General features: G+C 62.2%; 18 protein-coding genes and 2 tRNA genes. 10 read left to right on the top strand and 10 right to left on the bottom strand.

Going from position 1 to position 17816, the window contains the following annotated elements:
• Positions 1 to 5: 5 nt before the first annotated feature.
• From ACN9MO_RS18620 to ACN9MO_RS18610, 3 genes are all read right to left on the bottom strand, one after another.
• Positions 6 to 962 carry an adenylate/guanylate cyclase domain-containing protein gene (locus ACN9MO_RS18620; protein ID WP_113132135.1) on the bottom strand — a complete coding sequence of 319 codons (957 nt, stop codon included), beginning with the start codon at positions 960 to 962 and terminating at the stop codon, positions 6 to 8.
• A 278-nt stretch (positions 963 to 1240) separates the two neighbouring features.
• Positions 1241 to 1327, bottom strand: a tRNA-Leu gene (locus ACN9MO_RS18615).
• Between the two features lie 77 nt (positions 1328 to 1404).
• The gene (locus ACN9MO_RS18610) at positions 1405 to 2838 is read right to left on the bottom strand and encodes a phosphomannomutase (RefSeq protein WP_113131968.1); all 1434 of its coding nucleotides are present in this window, start codon (positions 2836 to 2838) and stop codon (positions 1405 to 1407) included.
• A gap of 214 nt (positions 2839 to 3052) precedes the next feature.
• Here ACN9MO_RS18610 and ACN9MO_RS18605 point away from each other — a divergent pair, with 214 nt between their 5' ends.
• On the top strand, positions 3053 to 3607 hold the full coding sequence (locus tag ACN9MO_RS18605) for a BA14K family protein (RefSeq protein WP_113131967.1): 555 nt from the start codon (positions 3053 to 3055) through the stop codon (positions 3605 to 3607).
• Positions 3608 to 3791: 184 nt separating this feature from the next.
• Positions 3792 to 4550 (top strand): hypothetical protein, encoded by a 759-nt coding sequence (locus ACN9MO_RS18600; RefSeq protein WP_113131966.1) that lies wholly within the window; start codon positions 3792 to 3794, stop codon positions 4548 to 4550.
• On the opposite strand, the gene ACN9MO_RS18595 is transcribed toward ACN9MO_RS18600, so the two are convergent.
• Positions 4551 to 4880 carry a DUF6665 family protein gene (locus ACN9MO_RS18595; protein WP_058324533.1) on the bottom strand — a complete coding sequence of 110 codons (330 nt, stop codon included), beginning with the start codon at positions 4878 to 4880 and terminating at the stop codon, positions 4551 to 4553.
• Positions 4881 to 5282: 402 nt separating this feature from the next.
• Between ACN9MO_RS18595 and ACN9MO_RS18590 the strand changes: the two genes are divergently transcribed.
• Positions 5283 to 6878, top strand: a complete 1596-nt coding sequence (locus tag ACN9MO_RS18590; protein WP_113131965.1) for a hypothetical protein — start codon at positions 5283 to 5285, stop codon at positions 6876 to 6878.
• Between the two features lie 87 nt (positions 6879 to 6965).
• On the opposite strand, the gene rpsA is transcribed toward ACN9MO_RS18590, so the two are convergent.
• The 3 genes from rpsA to aroA form a co-directional block, all read right to left on the bottom strand.
• Entirely contained in the window at positions 6966 to 8672 is a 1707-nt protein-coding gene (gene rpsA / locus ACN9MO_RS18585) for a 30S ribosomal protein S1 (protein ID WP_057247834.1), read from the bottom strand.
• Positions 8673 to 8837: 165 nt separating this feature from the next.
• On the bottom strand, positions 8838 to 9473 hold the full coding sequence (gene cmk, locus ACN9MO_RS18580) for a (d)CMP kinase (protein WP_057247833.1): 636 nt from the start codon (positions 9471 to 9473) through the stop codon (positions 8838 to 8840).
• 150 nt (positions 9474 to 9623) lie between these two features.
• The gene (gene aroA / locus ACN9MO_RS18575; protein ID WP_057247832.1) at positions 9624 to 10970 is read right to left on the bottom strand and encodes a 3-phosphoshikimate 1-carboxyvinyltransferase; all 1347 of its coding nucleotides are present in this window, start codon (positions 10968 to 10970) and stop codon (positions 9624 to 9626) included.
• A 382-nt stretch (positions 10971 to 11352) separates the two neighbouring features.
• On the opposite strand from aroA, the gene ACN9MO_RS18570 reads away from it, so the two are divergent.
• Together ACN9MO_RS18570 and ACN9MO_RS18565 are read left to right on the top strand one after the other, a co-directional pair.
• Positions 11353 to 11742 carry a TIGR02300 family protein gene (locus ACN9MO_RS18570; RefSeq protein WP_057247831.1) on the top strand — a complete coding sequence of 130 codons (390 nt, stop codon included), beginning with the start codon at positions 11353 to 11355 and terminating at the stop codon, positions 11740 to 11742.
• 200 nt (positions 11743 to 11942) lie between these two features.
• Positions 11943 to 12018, top strand: a tRNA-Ala gene (locus tag ACN9MO_RS18565).
• Positions 12019 to 12050: 32 nt separating this feature from the next.
• On the opposite strand, the gene ACN9MO_RS18560 is transcribed toward ACN9MO_RS18565, so the two are convergent.
• Positions 12051 to 12365 carry a hypothetical protein gene (locus ACN9MO_RS18560; RefSeq protein ID WP_110877824.1) on the bottom strand — a complete coding sequence of 105 codons (315 nt, stop codon included), beginning with the start codon at positions 12363 to 12365 and terminating at the stop codon, positions 12051 to 12053.
• A 201-nt stretch (positions 12366 to 12566) separates the two neighbouring features.
• Between ACN9MO_RS18560 and ACN9MO_RS18555 the strand changes: the two genes are divergently transcribed.
• Together ACN9MO_RS18555 and ACN9MO_RS18550 are read left to right on the top strand one after the other, a co-directional pair.
• Positions 12567 to 13358: a YdcF family protein gene (locus ACN9MO_RS18555; RefSeq protein WP_113131964.1), complete on the top strand. Its 792-nt coding sequence runs from the start codon at positions 12567 to 12569 to the stop codon at positions 13356 to 13358.
• Positions 13359 to 13425: 67 nt separating this feature from the next.
• Entirely contained in the window at positions 13426 to 14061 is a 636-nt protein-coding gene (locus ACN9MO_RS18550; RefSeq protein WP_057247828.1) for a trimeric intracellular cation channel family protein, read from the top strand.
• 65 nt (positions 14062 to 14126) lie between these two features.
• Here the strand turns inward: ACN9MO_RS18550 and irrA are convergent, their stop codons facing one another.
• The gene (gene irrA / locus ACN9MO_RS18545) at positions 14127 to 14549 is read right to left on the bottom strand and encodes an iron response transcriptional regulator IrrA (protein WP_057247827.1); all 423 of its coding nucleotides are present in this window, start codon (positions 14547 to 14549) and stop codon (positions 14127 to 14129) included.
• Positions 14550 to 14871: 322 nt separating this feature from the next.
• Between irrA and fabA the strand changes: the two genes are divergently transcribed.
• From fabA to fabI, 3 genes are read left to right on the top strand one after another with little or no spacing between them, the layout of a single operon-like run.
• Positions 14872 to 15387 carry a 3-hydroxyacyl-[acyl-carrier-protein] dehydratase FabA gene (gene fabA, locus ACN9MO_RS18540; RefSeq protein ID WP_029742379.1) on the top strand — a complete coding sequence of 172 codons (516 nt, stop codon included), beginning with the start codon at positions 14872 to 14874 and terminating at the stop codon, positions 15385 to 15387.
• Positions 15388 to 15432: 45 nt separating this feature from the next.
• On the top strand, positions 15433 to 16656 hold the full coding sequence (fabB, locus tag ACN9MO_RS18535; RefSeq protein ID WP_058324524.1) for a beta-ketoacyl-ACP synthase I: 1224 nt from the start codon (positions 15433 to 15435) through the stop codon (positions 16654 to 16656).
• Between the two features lie 4 nt (positions 16657 to 16660).
• Complete coding sequence (gene fabI / locus ACN9MO_RS18530; protein WP_113131963.1) at positions 16661 to 17467, top strand: enoyl-ACP reductase FabI; 807 nt, start codon at positions 16661 to 16663, stop codon at positions 17465 to 17467.
• 78 nt (positions 17468 to 17545) lie between these two features.
• Here the strand turns inward: fabI and ACN9MO_RS18525 are convergent, their stop codons facing one another.
• Entirely contained in the window at positions 17546 to 17767 is a 222-nt protein-coding gene (locus ACN9MO_RS18525; RefSeq protein ID WP_058324522.1) for a hypothetical protein, read from the bottom strand.
• Between the last annotated feature and the right edge of the window lie 49 nt (positions 17768 to 17816).

Genomic DNA, 17816 nt, shown 5'->3' with positions numbered 1-17816 from the left:
CGGCCTCAGTGACCAACACTGCGGCGCGATCGGGTGACCCAGCGGATACCGGCGACGACAGCAAAGGCGAGCAGCGGCCAGACGGCCCAGAACACTCCATGCCACGTCAGCACGTTGATCGTCAAGAGCACCAGCCCGGAAAGGGCCAGCACACCGATGCCGCGATCCACCCACGGGTTTGCCTTGAACCACGCAAGGCCCGACAAAATGCCGAGCCCGAGCAATGGCCAAACGGACCAGAGCACCCCGTTCCAGGTGAGGAGGTTCAGCACGACCAGTCCTGCGGCGATGACGGCGAGCACGGGAAGAGATCCTCGCTTCGCCGCGGCGACCGCCCCGCCGCCCCCCTTTGCCTCAGCCCCTGATCGGCCGCCATTCCCGCTCGCTTGACCAGCGGAACGTCCGAAGCCTTGGATGCCGATTGCCGGGCGGGGATCGGCCGTGCCGATGCGCACGGCGTAGCTCGGAACACCACCATCGATGTTCTTCACCTCCAGCGGCCCCAGAAAATCGAACCCGACGGCGACCTTGTTGCGCACCTGGTCATAGACCGTATTCGAAATGACGATGCCACCGGCGGGTGCTGAAGCCTGCAGGCGCGCCGCGACATTGACGCCATCACCATAGAGGTCATCGCCCTCGGCGATCACGTCGCCGAGATTGATGCCGATGCGAAACAGCATCTGTTCGTCCGTAGGGCATTTCTCATTGCGACCGGCCAATTCGTTCTGCACGTCGATCGCCGCGCGCACGGCTTCCACGACGCTCGGGAACTCCGCGATGAGGCCATCGCCCCAGGTGTTGACGACACGGCCCTCATGCGCCTCGATGAGCCGTCCCATGGCATCGCGATAGCGCTTCAACGTGGCGAGCGTGCCCTCCTCGTCGGCACGCATCAGCCGGGTGTAGTCCTGAACATCCGCGGATAGGATAGTCGTCAGCTTGCGACGCGTCTCAGACATCGCCTCGTCCTCGCTCAGTTCCGCCGCCCCGGCGGACGATTGCATGGTGCCGCGTTCGTGCGGTCTGCACGCCACTTCGTTGCGAATAGAATATCAATGCTGCCGGTCAAAGCTTCAAGGCGCGTCGCGCGAAAATAACGGCGACGCGCAACCATATCGACGGAAAGAGCGCGCCGCGCGACAGGAAATCGCCTCGATTTGCGGGCAAACGCCAGAAACGAAAAAACCCCGGCTAACCGGGGTTTTTCAAAACCAAATCAAAGACTTGGTTGGGAATTTGGTGCCCAGAAGAGGACTCGAACCTCCACACCCTTGCGAGTACCAGCACCTGAAGCTGGCGCGTCTACCAATTCCGCCATCTGGGCGACGGGCTGGGGTGTAAAAGGCCCGAGCTGAAGTGTCAACAGGGTTTTTGAAGTTTTCGTGTCGGATTGCAAAAAACTCAGTTCGAAGCGGATTCTGCCCACCGGCGGATTGTGGATAGCCCCCTTGAGAGCAGCGCTTCGGCAGCCTCAGACGACTCCGCCTCGACGTAGCACCGCATCTCCGGCGCATTGCCCGAGGGTCGGAAATGGATGATCCGACCATCATCCAGCGTCACTCTCAGCCCATCGATGTCGCTCACCGCAGCGACGCCGCCGATCGGCGCCAGGAATTCCGCAAGATTTGCCTCGTCTCCGCGCAGATAGGCCATCAGCCGGGCGCTTGTTTCCACCGGGAAATTTTCGAGCCTATCGCTGAGCGCCACAGGCAACCGGTAGGAAGCGGCGAGCGCGGAAAGCGAAAGCTTGGCCTCAGCCGCCGCGGCCAGTGCCGCGACAATCGGCAGAAAGCTATCCCGGGTGGGTAGCGCTTCCAGCGTTGCGCCATTGATCTCAAAGGGGCTCGCGGTCAGCGTACCGCCATTGGCCTCGAAGCCGGCGACCTTCTGCGTACCCTCTTTCAGCGCCTGCTGCATGCCGGCGATCACAAAGGGCGAGCCGACGCGGGTGCGCAGGACGGAAAGCCCTTCCCTGCCCTCAAGGCCGGAATTCGACGTGACCGGAGTGACCGCAAGTCTGGCGCCGAGGAAACCGCAAGCCATCAGGCCCAGCAGGTCACCACGCAGGGGCAGCCCATTTTCGTCGGCGACAAGGGGCCGGTCGCCGTCCCCATCCGCCGACACGATCGCATCGAGGCGATGTTCGCGCGCCCAATCCTGAAGCCGCTCGATCGTCTCCGCCGAAACCGCCTCGGTATCAACAGGAATGAAGTGTTCCGAGCGCCCAAGGGCCACGACATCGGCACCAGAGTGGGTCAGCAGGTCGGCGATCAGGTCGCGGGCGACGGTGCTATGCTGGTAGACACCGACCTTGAGCCCGGACAGCGCCCCGGCCGGCAGCAATTGCCGGTTCCGTTCCATGAAGAGGGCGGCGGCCCTGGCGGCGTGGTCCTCACCGGTCCCGGCATCGGCGACCGGCGCGATCTGGTGTGCAATGCCGTCGGCGATGCGGCTGATCGCCACCTCGTCCGCCTTGTCGATCTCGCCATCCGGGCGATAGAACTTGATGCCGTTGCGATCGGCCGGGATATGGGAGCCGGTGATCATCAAGCCCGCTGCCCCGTTGGCGAGGCCGTAGAGCGCCAGTGCGGGCGTCGGCACCGTGCCGCAGTCAAAAACACGCAGCCCCTCGCGCGACAGCGCCGCGGCGCAAACGGCCGCGATCTCAGGGCTCGAATCGCGAAAATCGCGGGCGATGAGGATGGGATCGCCGGGCTTGCTGTGCCCAGACTCCACAAGATGCCGGGCGAAAGCCGTCGCATAGCGGGCCGAGGGTTCGCCCTTCAGTTCCTCGGAGAGCCCGCGCAAACCACTGGTGCCAAACTTCAACTGCATCGCGTACCTCGCTGAGGAAGGGAAGGGACCGGACAAGAACCACAGTGACACGACCGACGGATCGGCGCATCGTACTGAAGAGAGCAACGGGCGGAAATCCAGTGGTTCCCGCAACCACACACAGCGTCCGGCGCCATGAATAAACCAAGAAAAACAAACGTAATACAGGCAGGGACACAAACGGAAGGCATGGCCTTCTGAAAGTGAGGATAAAATGACGGGATTTCGCAATTTCGTTATCGGCTGCAGCCTAGCCGCCACCTCCCTGATCACCCCCATCGGACCTGTTGAGGCAATGCCGATCCAGGCGCCCGATCTCCAGATCAAGGCACAGGGCGACGTCCAGAATGTGCAGTATTACCACCGGCGCTACGGCGGATATGGCGGGTACGGCTGGCGTCGCGGATGGGGTCCAGGATGGGGAGGAGGGCCTTACTACCGGCGAGGATGGGGTGGCCCATATTATGGTGGTTCGGGCCTGAGCTTCTACTTCGGCTCCGGCGGCTATTATGGCGGCGGCTACGGCAGCTACTATGGCGGTGGATACTATCCCCGTTACTATGGCGGATACTATCCGCGTCGATATTACGGTAACCGATATTACGGTAATAGTTATTATGGTAATAACTACTACTATCGCGACCGATATGTTGGCGGCGGCTCACATGTGAGCTGGTGCATGTCGCGCTACCGCTCCTACAATCCGGCGACCAACCGGTTCCTAAGCTACGGTGGTGCCTACAGGGTCTGCTACTCGCCTTACCGATAGGCGAGACTGACGCGCCGCCGCGCAAAGGCGATGCTGCCTCACGCATTTCTCCGTGCGCAATCGCGGAGCAGATGGCTTCGTCTGCCCGATCGGTCCCGATTTGTGGGAAACGTCGGTTAAGCCGGCATTAACCGCGACGACCTACCTTTTCGGAAAGCTCCACGATGCTGTCCGGGGATCATACATGCTGCTTCCGACCCAGCAATCGACCGCCACCGCAACGACCAGCCTGGTCGGCTCGATCCTCAAGGACATCGAAAAGCGGCAGGCGGAAGAAGAAGAAAAGGCCAAGGGCACCAAGGACGACAAGGTCCTGAAGGCGCAGGTCCAGTCCGACGATGCCCGTAGGGAGGCCAACGACAAGATCAACGCGCACTTCTTCGATCGCACCCAGAACGACCCCAACAGCAATCGCGCGGCTCTCGTTCGCCAAGTCGGAGAGTTCTTCGACCTCGACCGCGAGACATTCACATCCGACGCCGCCTTCGCCAGAGCGCTCGAGAACCAGATCAAGAATCTGGATCCGAGCAATATCGCCAAGGTCGAGGAGCAGCTTGGGCTGGATAAACTCGGCCTCTCCCTCACCGAACTGGCTGAGGCACTCAAAAATCCAGGCGGCCGGGAAAACGAGACGCTGAAGGCGGCGCTTGGAGAGACGAGCGGCAAAAGTTCTCAAAGCCAGGCACAGGCTGCCAACGCGGTGGATCGGCTGAAGAGCACAACGGAATCCGGGTCGCTCGAGGAAGCCCAAGTCGACAGCTTGCGCAACGATCCCACGCGCAGAACCGACAAGCAGTCGCTGGTCGAACAAAACGAGCAGCTTCGTGCGCTCCAACTCAAGGACGAGATGGAAAATGTCGCCGAGCGCCGCGAAGCCGAGTTGCAAAACCTGGTCCGCTTCGACGAGAACGGCCTGTACAGCCTGACGGCGCAGAGCTTCTGATCATTTCCTCCGCACGATACCGAGCCTTGCCATGACCTCCTTGGGAATGCCGTAGCGGCGAACGGCATCGCGGCTGTCACGCAGCCCGCAGATCTCGCGCTGGATGAAAAAGGCCCAGACGACATCGGCTGCTTCATCGAGAAGCCGCTCGCGCAAATCCGGGGCCGCCTCCGCCTTCAGTTCCGACAGTGCGGCAAGCGCCTTTTCCACCTTCAGCCCATGCCGGCCGAGCGCATCGGCCCGCTCGGACATGAGTTCATATTCGAGCACGTTGAAGGCGCCGGTGGTCGAGAAGGTCGGGCTCAGGGCTTTTGGGGGACGAACGCTCATCCGAAACTCCTCAGAAGTCCAGAAGATGGCGCTGTCGAAGCCCGCAGGCAAGGGCGGTCGGCTGCCGCAGCGATCGAAACTTGGTTAAGATTTCATAAACCTCTTTCACCTAGCCTCAGTGATCATGCCGATTCCCTTATCCGCGGCCTGGTCGCGGCTGTCCGGCCATTGGACCCCTGCATGTTTCTTTAAGAAACATGCAGCAACTCAAAGTGCTACAGCGACCTTTGCGCGCCTCATAGGGCGCGCGGCGCTGTAGACGCGCATGAGGCGCCAACCCGTAAGTGACAAAGAAAACAGTTCGCACGCGAGCCGGAAATCGGTCCGTGCCCAAGCGTGCACCCGCGTTTCGTCGCTCACCGATGATTGGTCAACCTGAGGTCAAGCGAGATGGAGACCAGAATGCTGATACCCATCCAGACGGCCCGAGCCGCGGCCGCTACCGCAGAAGACACGAACACCAAGGCACAGCAGCCGGCAGCGCTGTTGCCCGCCGGCCAACGCGGCGAAGCCATTCAAAAGATCCTGGACGCGTTGACCCGACACCTCTCGGGTCGCGAAATCCTCTCCAAGGACGCTTTGGTGCGGCTGATGGAGGATCTGGCGCGCATCCTGAAGTTCCCACCCCTGCCTCAGGAAGGCGGGCGCGATTTCGTTCGGCGCCTGGTGGCCTTCCTCGAAACGATGCCTGCATCCGATCGGCTGTTGCTCGAGCGCCAGCTCGGCGGGCGCAGCCTCGCCGTCCGGGTCGGCCTGCTTGCCGAACTGCCCGCGATCCGCAATGGCACGAGTGCCCCGAGCAGCACCGTCACTCCGATGCCCACTCAAGCGCGCGACGTCATCCTGCGTAACCCCTCTCTCCAGCCGGCAATGCCTTTCAACCCGGTTGCTGCGCGTACCCCGGTTGCCGGCGAAGTCGCGCTGCTGCAGGCGGTGCTGCGCAAGACCTTTGGGGTCGGCAACGACACCGACGCGCTCGAACCGCGGGGTGATGACCTGGACCAGGCCGGAACGACAGAGGCGCCCTCAAAAGCCCGAAACGCCGCACCGGAGCGAAGCGAAACGCGTGCGAGCACAGGCAAGCCCACGCCACCGGAAAGCACGCCGGTCGAAACCGCCGCCGCCCTGCTGGCAGGCGAAGGCGAAGTCGAGGAAGCGCCGCAAACGGCCCTCGGACCTGAGCCTGAGGAAACCGGGCCGCCGCCCGATGGCGGGCATGCCGAAACCGAGGTCCCGGCCAGCGAGAGCACGGCGGCGCCGGCCGAAGCCGATACGACTGCCGAAACCGCTGAGGACGCCGACCCCGATGGCACCTATGGCCCAATGCCTGATGCGGAGGAGAAGGACGCCAAGACAGCAACGGCGGCCGGTCGCGGCAATCCCGAGGCCCGGCCGGTGCGGGTGCTCTTCGAGGCGATCAAGACGCTCATTCGCGACAGCGTAACCCTGCCCGGGAGCGCGACCGGCGCCGAGACCAAGCCGGCGGCTGAGCACGCCGATGGTACCGACGCGCCGGCGCCGGTTCCGGCAAAAGAAATCGCCACACCGGTGCGCGCGATCGACGCCGCGGCGCGCCAGCGCGAGATCCCGGACGGCGGCAACGCCCTGCCGTCCTTGCTCGACGACCAGACCGAGGACACAAAGGCTGCCCTGCGCCCGCCTGCGGACATGCGGCCGCAGCGCGCAACCGATGAACAGACGATGCAGCAGGTCATCGCCAGGCTGGTCGAAAACGGCCTGCCGCGCGAAGCCATTCCTTTTGCCATGATCCCCTACCCGCCGGCCGCCAAGGATGCGGCGGAGACCGAAAACCTCAGCCATGAAATGCCTGGCGGATCTGAAGACGAGGCATCGGACGAAGAGCAGGGCGCAGAAGAAGGCGACGGCCACGATCAAGGGGATGGAGCAGAGCCAACGGACGAAGCCATGCTCGAGGGCGAGACGCCGGAAGCACCCGACGCCTATGATCTTTATCGCAGGCTCGGCGGCCTCGGCTGAGGGCGCGACCCGAGCAAGAATTCGGCCAAAGAAAAACCCGCGGAGATCGCTCTCCGCGGGTTTTTCAGTTCAGGTGTCAGGCAACGATTACTCGTTGTTCTGGCGGTTCTTCAGAGCCGCACCAAGGATGTCGCCGAGCGAAGCGCCCGAGTCGGACGAACCGAACTGAGCAACGGCTTCCTTCTCTTCAGCGATTTCCAGAGCCTTGATCGACAGCTGGATCTTGCGGTCCTTCTTGGAGAAGTTGGTGACGCGGGCGTCGACAACCTGACCAACCGAGAAACGCTCCGGACGCTGTTCGTCGCGGTCGCGCGCGAGGTCAGCGCGGCGGATGAACGAGGTGATGTCTTCGTGGTTGACGAGCTTCACTTCGATGCCACCATCGTTGATCGCGATGATTTCAGCCGAAACAACGGCGTTCTTGCGCAGTTCGCCGGAAGCAGCGGCGTCGCCGACTGCATCCTTGCCGAGCTGCTTGATGCCGAGCGAGATGCGCTCCTTGTCGACGTCGACGTCGAGAACAACGGCGCGAACAACGTCGCCCTTGTTGAACTCTTCGATGACCTGCTCGCCCGGACGGTTCCAGTCGAGGTCGGAAAGGTGCACCATGCCGTCAACATCGCCGTCGAGGCCGATGAACAGGCCGAATTCGGTCTTGTTCTTGACTTCGCCTTCGACTTCGGTGCCAGCCGGATGGCTATGCGCGAATGCCTGCCACGGGTTCTCGAGCGTCTGCTTGAGGCCGAGCGAGATGCGACGCTTGGTCGGATCGACTTCGAGAACGACAACGTCGACTTCCTGGCTCGTGGACAGGATCTTGCCGGGGTGTACGTTCTTCTTGGTCCAGGACATTTCGGAGATGTGGATCAGGCCTTCGATGCCCGGCTCCAGCTCGACGAACGCACCGTAGTCGGTGATGTTCGTGACGGTACCGGAGATCTTCTTGCCGACCGGGTACTTCGCACCGATGCCATCCCACGGATCCGACTCGAGCTGCTTCATGCCGAGCGAGATGCGGTGGGTTTCCTGGTTGATGCGGATGATCTGAACCTTGACCTGCTGGCCAATGTTCAGGATCTCCGACGGATGGTTCACGCGACGCCATGCCATGTCGGTGACATGGAGCAGACCGTCGATGCCGCCGAGGTCGACGAACGCACCGTAGTCGGTGATGTTCTTGACGACGCCTTCGACAACCTGGCCTTCTTCAAGGTTCTGAACGATTTCAGAACGCTGTTCGGCGCGGGACTCTTCCAGAACCGTACGACGCGATACGACGATGTTGCCACGGCGCTTGTCCATCTTGAGGATTTCGAAGGGCTGCGGGTTGTGCATCAGCGGGGTGACGTCGCGGATCGGACGGATGTCGACCTGCGAGCGCGGAAGGAAGGCAACGGCGCCGTCGAGATCGACGGTGAAGCCACCCTTGACCTGATTGAAGATGATGCCTTCGACGCGTTCGCCGGCTTCGAACTTCACTTCCAGGCGCATCCAGCTTTCTTCGCGGCGAGCCTTCTCGCGCGACAGAACAGCTTCGCCGAGCGCGTTTTCGATGCGCTCAACGTAGACTTCGACTTCGTCGCCGACCTTGAGCGAGCCGTCCTTGGCCTTCGCGCCGAATTCCTTCAGAGCGATGCGGCCTTCGACCTTCAGACCGACGTCGACAACGGCGACGTCCTTTTCGATGGCCGTAACGATGCCCTTGGCAACATAGCCTTCGGCGAGATCGGTCTTCGCGAAGGATTCTTCGAGAAGAGCGGCGAAATCGTCACGGGTAGGATTGGTAGCAGACATGGAATCTCCTGCATGCATCTCATTCGAGACGCACATGCGCCGGGGGCTGGTGTTGAACAGGCCTGAACCCAGTCCGCCCCATCGAAGGGGCAATCCGGCGCGTGGACGGAATTTCAGGCTATGCAAGAAGAGCGTTTCAAACGAGGGTTGTGAAAGGGCTCTTCTTCAGATCTTCTTGATCAGGGCCGCATCGATCAAAGTCTTCGCGGCCTGAAACGCCGCCTCTATACTCATTTCAGACGTATCAAGCAAGTGCGCGTCTTCGGCCGGCCGCAAAGGACTGTCGGCGCGGCCCATATCGCGCTCGTCGCGCTTCTTCACATCCTCGAATATCGCCGCATAGTCGGCCGGCTGACCGCTGCCGATGATCTCGTCGTAACGGCGTCTCGCCCGTACTTCCGGCGACGCAGTGACATAGAGTTTTACCGGCGCACCCGGGCAGACAACCGTGCCGATGTCGCGTCCGTCGAGCACCGTTCCGGGCTCGCGCAGCGAAAAGGCGCGCTGCGCCTCGACCAGTGCCCGGCGCACCGCCGGCATGACGGCGATCTTCGATGCCGCCTCGCCGATCGCGTGGGCGGAAAGCACCGACCGATCAAGCCCGGCGAGCTCGACCTCGCGCGCCATCTTCTCGGCGACCGCCTCGTCATCGAGCGGCAGCCCGCTATCCAGCAGCGCCTTGGCGGTGGCACGATAGGTCAGCCCCGTATCGAGATGATGAAAGCCGTATTCCTCGGCGATCCGGCGCGAGAGCGTGCCCTTGCCGGCCGCTGCCGGCCCGTCGATGGCGATGGTGATCATAAGTTTCCTGCAATCGATGTTGTTACTGGCCTGTAACTGAAAGCGATGCTGGCTTCCATGCTTGAACAGCGACTATCTTAATCCACACAATCAAAGAAGCATCCTCCGCCGACGAACCTGAGCGGATATCGGCCGGTTCGCCCGTCGGCTTCACGCGATCCTCGCCCCGAGCCCCGCCATCAGATCAATGTACCCCGGAAAGCTCGTCGCAATCATCGTCGAGTCATCCACCTTGACGGGGTGCTCCGCGGCAAGACCCAGGACAAGGAAGCTCATGGCGATACGGTGGTCGAGATGGGTCTTCACCACTCCGCCTGAGGCATTTCCGAGGCCCTTGCCGCCGCGGCGACCGCGCACGACGAGCGAGGATCTGCCCTCCTCGCAGTCGACACCGTTGAGCTTCAGGCCCGCGGCGATGGCGGCGAGGCGATCGGACTCCTTCACGCGCAGCTCATCGAGACCATGCATGATGGTCGCGCCTTCGGCAAAGGCGGCGGCGATGGCGAGAATGGGATACTCATCGATCATCGAGGCGGCACGCTCTTCGGGGACCGTAACGCCTTTCAGTTCGGAATGGCGTACCCTCAGATCCGCCACGTCTTCTCCGCCGACCTGCCCGATGTCGATCACCTCGATGTCGCCGCCCATCTCCTGCAAGGTCAGGATCAGCCCCGTACGGGTCGGGTTCATCAGCACGTTCCGGATGGTGATGTCAGAACCCGGAACGACGAGCGCCGCGACCAGCGGGAAAGCCGTCGAGGACGGATCGCCGGGCACATCGATCTCCTGGGCGACGAGCCTGCCGCGGCCTTCGAGCCGGATGGTGCGGACACCGGTGGCATCGGTTTCCACCGAGAGTTCGGCGCCGAATCCGCGCAGCATGCGCTCCGTGTGGTCACGGGTGATCGCCGGTTCGATGACGGTGGTGATACCGGGCGCATTGAGACCGGCGAAGAGCACCGCCGATTTCACCTGGGCGGACGCGACCGGCACGCGGTAGGTGACCGGCGTCGGCGTCTTCGGTCCGCGAAGGGTCACCGGCAGCCGGTCACCCGTAGCAGCCTCTACCTGCACGCCCATCTCACGCAAGGGATCAAGCACGCGCGCCATCGGCCGCCGGCTGAGCGAGGCATCACCGATGAAGGTCGTTTCGAAATCATAGACGCCGACGAGACCCATGATGAGGCGGCAACCGGTGCCGGCGTTGCCGAAATCGAGCGGCGCTTCCGGCGCAAGCAACGCACCATTGCCGACGCCGTTGACGATCCAGGTGTCGCCCTCCTTGCGGATCCTGGCACCTATCGCCTGCATGGCCCGGCCGGTGGCGATCACATCCGCGCCTTGGAGCAGGCCGGTGATACGCGTTTCGCCGGCGGCAAGCCCGCCCAGCATCAGCGACCGATGCGAGATCGACTTGTCGCCGGGAATTCGGACCGTCCCCTTAAGGCCGTCTGATTTGCGGGCGGTGGCAGGGCTTTGGCCCAATCCTTGCGACATGCGGAATCCTCGAAACATGCAAGACAGTGTCGCGCTCAAGACGCGCCAAAGTCGCGGCGGCAGCTGAATGGCTGACTGTTTTTATTCTTAGACCGGATAGAGTTGAAGAAGACAATGCAACTCGTATGGCGTCCTTGCAGGCCGGCCTGCTGTCGGCAGCACTCCTGCCACAACCCCTGCTGCATACTTCCTTAAATCGCGGCGAGCGGCCATGCTTGCGCACGCCGGAACGCCCGTGACACAGGGCCTTGCAAGTTTTGCCTTTGACAGATGCGGTCAAGATGATTATGGGGACCGGCTAATCATCATAAGCTTGATACCCTTTCCACCCGCCGGTTTTCGGCAAGAGCCGGCTCGGCCGGCCATTCAAGAGGCTTTGACAGTGGCAAAACCGGAACTTGGAACAAAGCGCATCGACCCGGAAACCGGGCGCAAATTCTACGATCTGAACCGTGATCCGATCGTTTCGCCTTACACCGGCAAGTCCTATCCGCTGAACTTCTTCGAAGAAACCTCGGTCGCCAAGGTGCTCGAGAAGGAAGAAGAAGAAGACGTCACGGAAGTCGATGCAGAGAACACCGAAGTCGAACTCGTTTCGCTCGAGGATGCCGATGATGAGGCAGCGGGCGGCGACGACCTGCCGGATCTCGGCGACGACGATGTCGAGATCGACGGTGACGACGACGACACCTTCCTCGAAGCCGACGAAGACGAAGACGACGACGACATGAGCGGCCTCATCGGCGTTTCCGATGACGAAGAAGACGTCTAAGCGCTTCAAATGACATGGGAATGCTCCCGTCCTCGGCCTATAGGGCCCGGACGGGAGAAAATCGGCCCGGACTGGAAATAAATCCACAGGCCACGCATTTTTCGGCTTGCCATCCTCAAAAAGGGGAAGTAATAAGCCGCCACTCGCCGGACACAACAGCCCGACGAATTTCCCGGACCGGCCTAGCCGGAACCCGATATGGGGCTATAGCTCAGCTGGGAGAGCGCTTGCATGGCATGCAAGAGGTCAGCGGTTCGATCCCGCTTAGCTCCACCAAACTTCTTCTTCGATTGATGACCGATGGACCTTCAAGGTCCCTCACTGCTTTCCAACTCGTCCAGCGAATCCAGGATCATCGTCAGCAACCGGATGATGTCGGCCGACTCGAGCAGGGCGTTGCGGATTTCGCGTTCCGATCGGTTGGGCGCGGAGGCGGCAATGTCGAGCAGAATATTGGTGACATCAGGGGCATCGGTGTTCGGTTCCATGCCGGTCTGTTCGCGCATGCAGCGGATCAGCGCCACTGCGCCTTCGAGCAGCCGTTGTGCCTGCACCGGGGTGAGCTCATGGACCTCATTGGCGGCACGAAACAGCTGGGATCTGAAGCCCGATATCGTGGTCATCTCCCGGATGATACTCCTTTCGGCTTCAAATGAAAGTGGTGGCCGACCCCACCCGTGCAACGTTCGGATGAATAGTCTACGCGAGAGACCTTGCGCGAAGGCGAACGAGGCGGCCAAACCGCACAGTCACACATCGGTGCAGCCGGCCCCTCCAGCGCGCGTTTATAATTTGTTAAGCATCGGAACGCAGAAGCTGATGCCATGTTCCTGATCTCGAAAATCTTCTGGCTGGCCGCACAGCCGCTGTCGTTCTCGTTCTTCGCCGCCTTTTCCGGGCTGCTGGCGACGGCGGCGGGCCTGCGCCGCACCGGCGGCTTCCTCGGCGGGCTTGGCGCGCTGGTGCTCTTCGTCAGCCTGTTCACCACCGCCGGCCCCTACGCCCTCCAGGCGCTCGAAGACCGCTTCGCGCGCCCCTCGCCATCACCTGCAACGCTCTCCTGCATTATCGTGCTCGGCGGCGCCTTCGAGAACGAGGTGATGGCAGGCCGCGGCGGCATGGAATTCAACCAGGCGGCGGACCGCTTCATCGAGACGGTGGCGCTCGCCAAGCGCTACCCCGAGGCGCGTATTCTGGTTTCCGGCGGTGACGGCTCCTTCAGCGGCGCCTATGCCGGCGACGCCGAGGCCTCGCAGGGCTTCCTCGCCGCGTTCGGCGTCGGCGGCGAACGGCTGATTCGCGAAGAACAATCGCGCACGACCTTCGAGAACGCCCGTAACACCAAGGAATTGCTGGCGGCGAATGGGCTCTCGAATTGCGCACTCGTCACCTCCGCCTTCCATATACCCCGTTCGGTCGGGCTCTTCCGCGCGCTCGACATCCCGGTCATTCCCTGGCCGACGGATTACCGCACCAGCGGCAAGCTTGGCCTTAGCTTCGACTTCACCCAGCCGTCGCTCAACGCACAATTGACGACGACGGCGGTGCGCGAATGGATCGGCCTCCTCGCCTATCACCTCGCCGGGCGGACACCCTCGATCCTGCCGGCGCCCTGAGAGTTGACGGCGGGGCACGAGATAGCCCAGCTTCAAAGCGAACCGCCGAATCTTGCCCGGAGCGTCCATGCCGATCCTCGAAATTCTCGACTACGCCGGTGTGGCCGTCTTCGCAGCGACCGGAGCGCTGTCGGCGTCACGCAAGCAGCTCGACATCATCGGCTATCTCTTCCTCGCCTCGGTGACCGGGATCGGCGGCGGCACGATGCGCGATGTCGTTTTGGGCGCGACACCGGTCTTCTGGGTCACCAACCCGACCTATCTGCTGGTCTGCGCCACCGTGGCGGTCATCCTCTTCTTCACCGCCCATCTCTTCGGCTCGCGCTACCGGGTGCTCGTCTGGCTCGATGCGATCGGCCTTTCAGCCTATTGCGTCATGGGCGCTGCGAAGGGGTATGCTGCCACCGGCTCGGCGACGGTGGCACTTGTCACCGGCATGCTGACCGCCACCTTCGGCGGGGTCTTACGCGATATGCTCGCCGGCGAGCCTTCCGTGCTTCTGAGGCCGGAAATCTATGTTACGGCGGCGCTCGTCGGCGCCGGCGCCTTCGTGCTTGCAACGGTCGCGGGCCTGCCGCTTGTGGCAACGTCGACACTGGGTGTTCTCTCCGCCTTTGCCGTGCGCGGCGGCGCGCTCAAGTTTGGCTGGACCCTGCCGACGGGCAAGGCGTTGCCGGGTCGCGATCCCGACGACGTGATGTGAAGGCTCACACGCCGACAGACGCAAGATCTGCAATCAATTTATCTTGATGATCGACCTCGGTCGGATCAGCGGCCGTTCTTGCGGCGCAGGCGGATCACCACGTCGACATGCGCAATCTCCATGCCCTCGGGCGGTTCCGGGAGATTGTCGATCTGGATGTTGCTGACGGGGATATCGAGTACCTCGTTCTGGCCCTCGACGAAGAAATGATGGTGATCCGACACGTTGGTGTCGAAATAGGTCTTGGCGCTTTCCACCGCCAGGACACGGATCATGCCGGCCTCGGTGAACTGGTGCAGCGTATTGTAGACGGTTGCGAGCGAAACAGGCACCCCGGCCATGACAGCCTCCTCGTGCAGTTCCTCGACGGTCAGGTGACGGTCACCCTTGGCAAAGATCAGATCGGCGAGGGCAACGCGCTGACGGGTCGGACGCAGGCCTGAGTGACGCAGCCTTTCTTCCGAACTCACTTCTGTTGCTTTCGTCATCAAGGGTCGTTCCATGTATCCCGGCGAAATTCACAATACTTCCGTTGCGATATAACTTTTGCGCCCCGCGCTTTCAATAGATTCTCGGTCAAACATGCGTTGCAAAGCCCGAAAAACCGGTCAAACTCGGGGAAGGCTGGCAATTAACTCTGGTCGCGCCCACATTGATCCTGTAAGCGACGGCGGAACGAAAATGCCATCTGAGGCGGCGGTAACCTGGCCGGAAACGAGAAGGTTCGGGTTCGCCACGCTTCATTTCAAGCCGAACTTGCTCTAAAGCAGATCGGACAACACGTTAAGTCATTCGGGGAAGCATCCATTCATGACCACCAGACAATCCAGCTTCAGCTACGAGGAAATCCTGGCCTGCGGCCGTGGCGAGTTGTTTGGCCCTGGCAACGCGCAGCTGCCGCTGCCGCCGATGCTGATGGTTCATCGCATCACCGAGATTTCCGAAACGGGTGGTGCCTTTGACAAGGGTTATCTGCGCGCCGAATACGACGTGCGCCCCGATGACTGGTATTTTCCCTGCCACTTCCAGGGCAATCCGATCATGCCGGGCTGCCTCGGCCTCGACGGCATGTGGCAATTGACCGGCTTCTACCTCGGCTGGCTCGGCGAGCCTGGCCGCGGCATGGCGCTTTCCACCGGCGAAGTGAAGTTCAAGGGCATGGTTCGTCCCCACACCAAGCTTCTCGAATACGGCATCGACTTCAAGCGCGTCATGCGCGGCCGGCTCGTGCTTGGCACCGCCGACGGCTGGCTGAAGGCCGATGGCGAGACTATCTATCAGGCAACCGACCTGCGCGTCGGTCTGTCCAAGGATAAGGCCGAGTAGTCCAGGCCTACCTGCACCGAACGAAATAAAGAAAAGGTCAGTATCATGAGACGGGTTGTTGTCACGGGCCTCGGCATCGTTTCCTCGATCGGAAACAACGCGGACGAAGTCACCGCGTCGCTGCGCGATGCAAAGTCGGGCATCACGTTTTCTCCCGATTTCGCGGAGAACGGCTTCAAGTGCCAGGTCTGGGGCGCCCCGTCGCTCGATCCGACCGAGCTCGTCGACCGTCGCGCCATGCGCTTCCTGTCGCAGGGCGGCGCCTGGAACCACGTGGCGATGAAACAGGCAATCGCCGACTCCGGCCTCGAAGAAACCGTCGTTGCCCGCAACGAGCGCACCGGCATCATCATGGGCTCGGGCGGTCCGTCCACCCGCACGATCGTCGAAGCCGCCGACGTCACCCGCAAGAATGTGAGCCCGAAGCGCATCGGCCCATTCGCGGTTCCGAAGGCGATGTCGTCCACGGCGTCCGCGACGCTCGCCACCTGGTTCCAGATCCACGGCGTCAACTACTCGATCTCCTCGGCCTGCTCGACCTCGGCGCACTGCATCGGCAATGCTGCCGAGATGATCCAGTGGGGCAAGCAGGACGTGATGTTTGCTGGCGGCCATGAGGATCTCGACTGGACGATGTCCAACCTCTTCGACGCCATGGGCGCCATGTCCTCGAAATACAACGAGACGCCGGCGACCGCGTCCCGTGCCTATGACGTCAACCGCGACGGTTTCGTCATTGCCGGCGGCGCCGGCGTTCTCGTTCTCGAAGAACTGGAACACGCCAAGGCCCGCGGTGCGAAGATCTACGCCGAAATCGTCGGCTACGGCGCGACCTCCGACGGCTACGACATGGTGGCTCCCTCGGGCGAAGGCGCAATCCGCTGCATGCGCCAGGCGCTTTCGACGGTGAAGGGCGATGTCGACTACATCAACACCCACGGCACCTCGACGCCTGTTGGCGACAGCAAGGAAATCGGCGCGATCCGCGAAGTGTTCGGCAGCAAGATGCCGCACATCCAGTCGACGAAGTCTCTGACCGGCCACTCGCTCGGCGCTGCCGGCGTGCAGGAATCGATCTACGGCCTCCTGATGATGCAGGCCGGCTTCATCGGCGAAAGTGCGCATATCACCGAACTCGACCCCGAATTCGAGGGCGTTCCGATCGTTCGCAAACGCATCGACAATGCCAAGATCGATACGGTTCTGTCGAACTCCTTCGGCTTCGGCGGCACCAATGCGACGCTCGTCTTCCAGCGCTACAACGGATAACACCATGACGGGACTGATGACCGGAAAGCGTGGCCTCATCATGGGTGTGGCCAACAGCCATTCCATTGCCTGGGGCATTTCCAAGGCGCTTGCGGCGCAAGGGGCGGAACTCGCCTTCACCTACCAGGGCGAAGCGCTCGGCAAGCGCGTCAAGCCGCTTGCCGGCGAGCTCGGCTCGGACTTCCTGCTGCCTTGCGATGTCGAGGACATTGCGTCCGTCGATGCCGTGATCGATGCGATCAAGGAACGCTGGGGCAATCTCGACTTCATCGTGCATGCCATCGGCTTCTCCGACAAGAACGAGCTGAAGGGCCTCTATGCCGACACCTCGCGCGACAATTTCAGCCGCACGATGGTGATCTCCTGCTTCTCCTTCACCGAAATCGCCAGGCGTGCTGCCGAGCTGATGAATGACGGCGGCTCGATGCTGACGCTGACCTATGGCGGCTCGATGCGCGTCATGCCGAACTACAACGTCATGGGCGTTGCCAAGGCGGCGCTCGAGGCTTCCGTGCGTTACCTCGCGGCGGACTACGGCGTGCGCGGCATTCGCGTCAACGCGATCTCCGCCGGCCCGATCCGCACCCTTGCCGGCGCCGGTATTTCCGACGCCCGGGCGATGCTCTCCTGGCAGCAGAAGAATTCGCCGCTGCGTCGCACTGTCACCATCGACGACGTCGGCAATTCCGCGCTCTACCTGCTCTCGGACCTGTCGCGCGGCGTCACCGGCGAAATCCACTACGTCGATTCCGGCTACAACATCACCTCGATGCCGGCACTCGACACGTTGCGGACGGCCGACGTCGAGTAACACTCTCAACTTACCGGAAAACAGAACAAAGCCCGCGGACCGGCCTCGATCCGCGGGCTTTGTCATTCATTGAGCCGCTCAGGGAAATAGAAACAGTGCGAGCACGGCGACGACGATCGCCAGCACGATGAACCCCGTGTGCGTGCGCCGCCCCGGCTCCAGCGGCAGGTGATAGAGGCTCTTCAGGAACGACATGGGTACCTCGGAGGTCGCTCCATGTCCCTCGGCATGCTTGATGTCCTTGGCAACAGCCTCGGCCGCATCCTCGGTCAAGGGCGGCCTGTTCACTCCCCACGTCATGGCACTCATCCTCCGACGAGAAATACCGACGACGTCATGGTGAGCCCGA

Source organism: Ensifer sp. R-19, assembly GCF_049905105.1.
Lineage (GTDB): Bacteria > Pseudomonadota > Alphaproteobacteria > Rhizobiales > Rhizobiaceae > Ensifer.
Note: the sequence above shows the minus strand (reverse complement) of the source record. Positions and strands in the feature narration are given on the sequence as shown.

Bases quoted from the DNA above. Each gene is read 5' to 3' on its own strand.
- rpsA (WP_057247834.1), bottom strand. From the start codon at position 8,672: ATGTCTGCTACCAATCCTACCCGTGACGATTTCGCCGCTCTTCTCGAA.
- fabA (WP_029742379.1), top strand. From the start codon at position 14,872: ATGACCACCAGACAATCCAGCTTCAGCTACGAGGAAATCCTGGCCTGC.
- ACN9MO_RS18605 (WP_113131967.1), top strand. From the start codon at position 3,053: ATGACGGGATTTCGCAATTTCGTTATCGGCTGCAGCCTAGCCGCCACC.
- ACN9MO_RS18600 (WP_113131966.1), top strand. From the start codon at position 3,792: ATGCTGCTTCCGACCCAGCAATCGACCGCCACCGCAACGACCAGCCTG.
- ACN9MO_RS18590 (WP_113131965.1), top strand. From the start codon at position 5,283: ATGCTGATACCCATCCAGACGGCCCGAGCCGCGGCCGCTACCGCAGAA.
- fabI (WP_113131963.1), top strand. From the start codon at position 16,661: ATGACGGGACTGATGACCGGAAAGCGTGGCCTCATCATGGGTGTGGCC.
- ACN9MO_RS18620 (WP_113132135.1), bottom strand. From the start codon at position 962: ATGTCTGAGACGCGTCGCAAGCTGACGACTATCCTATCCGCGGATGTT.
- ACN9MO_RS18550 (WP_057247828.1), top strand. From the start codon at position 13,426: ATGCCGATCCTCGAAATTCTCGACTACGCCGGTGTGGCCGTCTTCGCA.
- ACN9MO_RS18560 (WP_110877824.1), bottom strand. From the start codon at position 12,365: ATGACCACGATATCGGGCTTCAGATCCCAGCTGTTTCGTGCCGCCAAT.
- ACN9MO_RS18525 (WP_058324522.1), bottom strand. From the start codon at position 17,767: ATGACGTGGGGAGTGAACAGGCCGCCCTTGACCGAGGATGCGGCCGAG.
- ACN9MO_RS18595 (WP_058324533.1), bottom strand. From the start codon at position 4,880: ATGAGCGTTCGTCCCCCAAAAGCCCTGAGCCCGACCTTCTCGACCACC.
- irrA (WP_057247827.1), bottom strand. From the start codon at position 14,549: ATGACGAAAGCAACAGAAGTGAGTTCGGAAGAAAGGCTGCGTCACTCA.
- cmk (WP_057247833.1), bottom strand. From the start codon at position 9,473: ATGATCACCATCGCCATCGACGGGCCGGCAGCGGCCGGCAAGGGCACG.
- fabB (WP_058324524.1), top strand. From the start codon at position 15,433: ATGAGACGGGTTGTTGTCACGGGCCTCGGCATCGTTTCCTCGATCGGA.
- ACN9MO_RS18555 (WP_113131964.1), top strand. From the start codon at position 12,567: ATGTTCCTGATCTCGAAAATCTTCTGGCTGGCCGCACAGCCGCTGTCG.
- ACN9MO_RS18610 (WP_113131968.1), bottom strand. From the start codon at position 2,838: ATGCAGTTGAAGTTTGGCACCAGTGGTTTGCGCGGGCTCTCCGAGGAA.
- aroA (WP_057247832.1), bottom strand. From the start codon at position 10,970: ATGTCGCAAGGATTGGGCCAAAGCCCTGCCACCGCCCGCAAATCAGAC.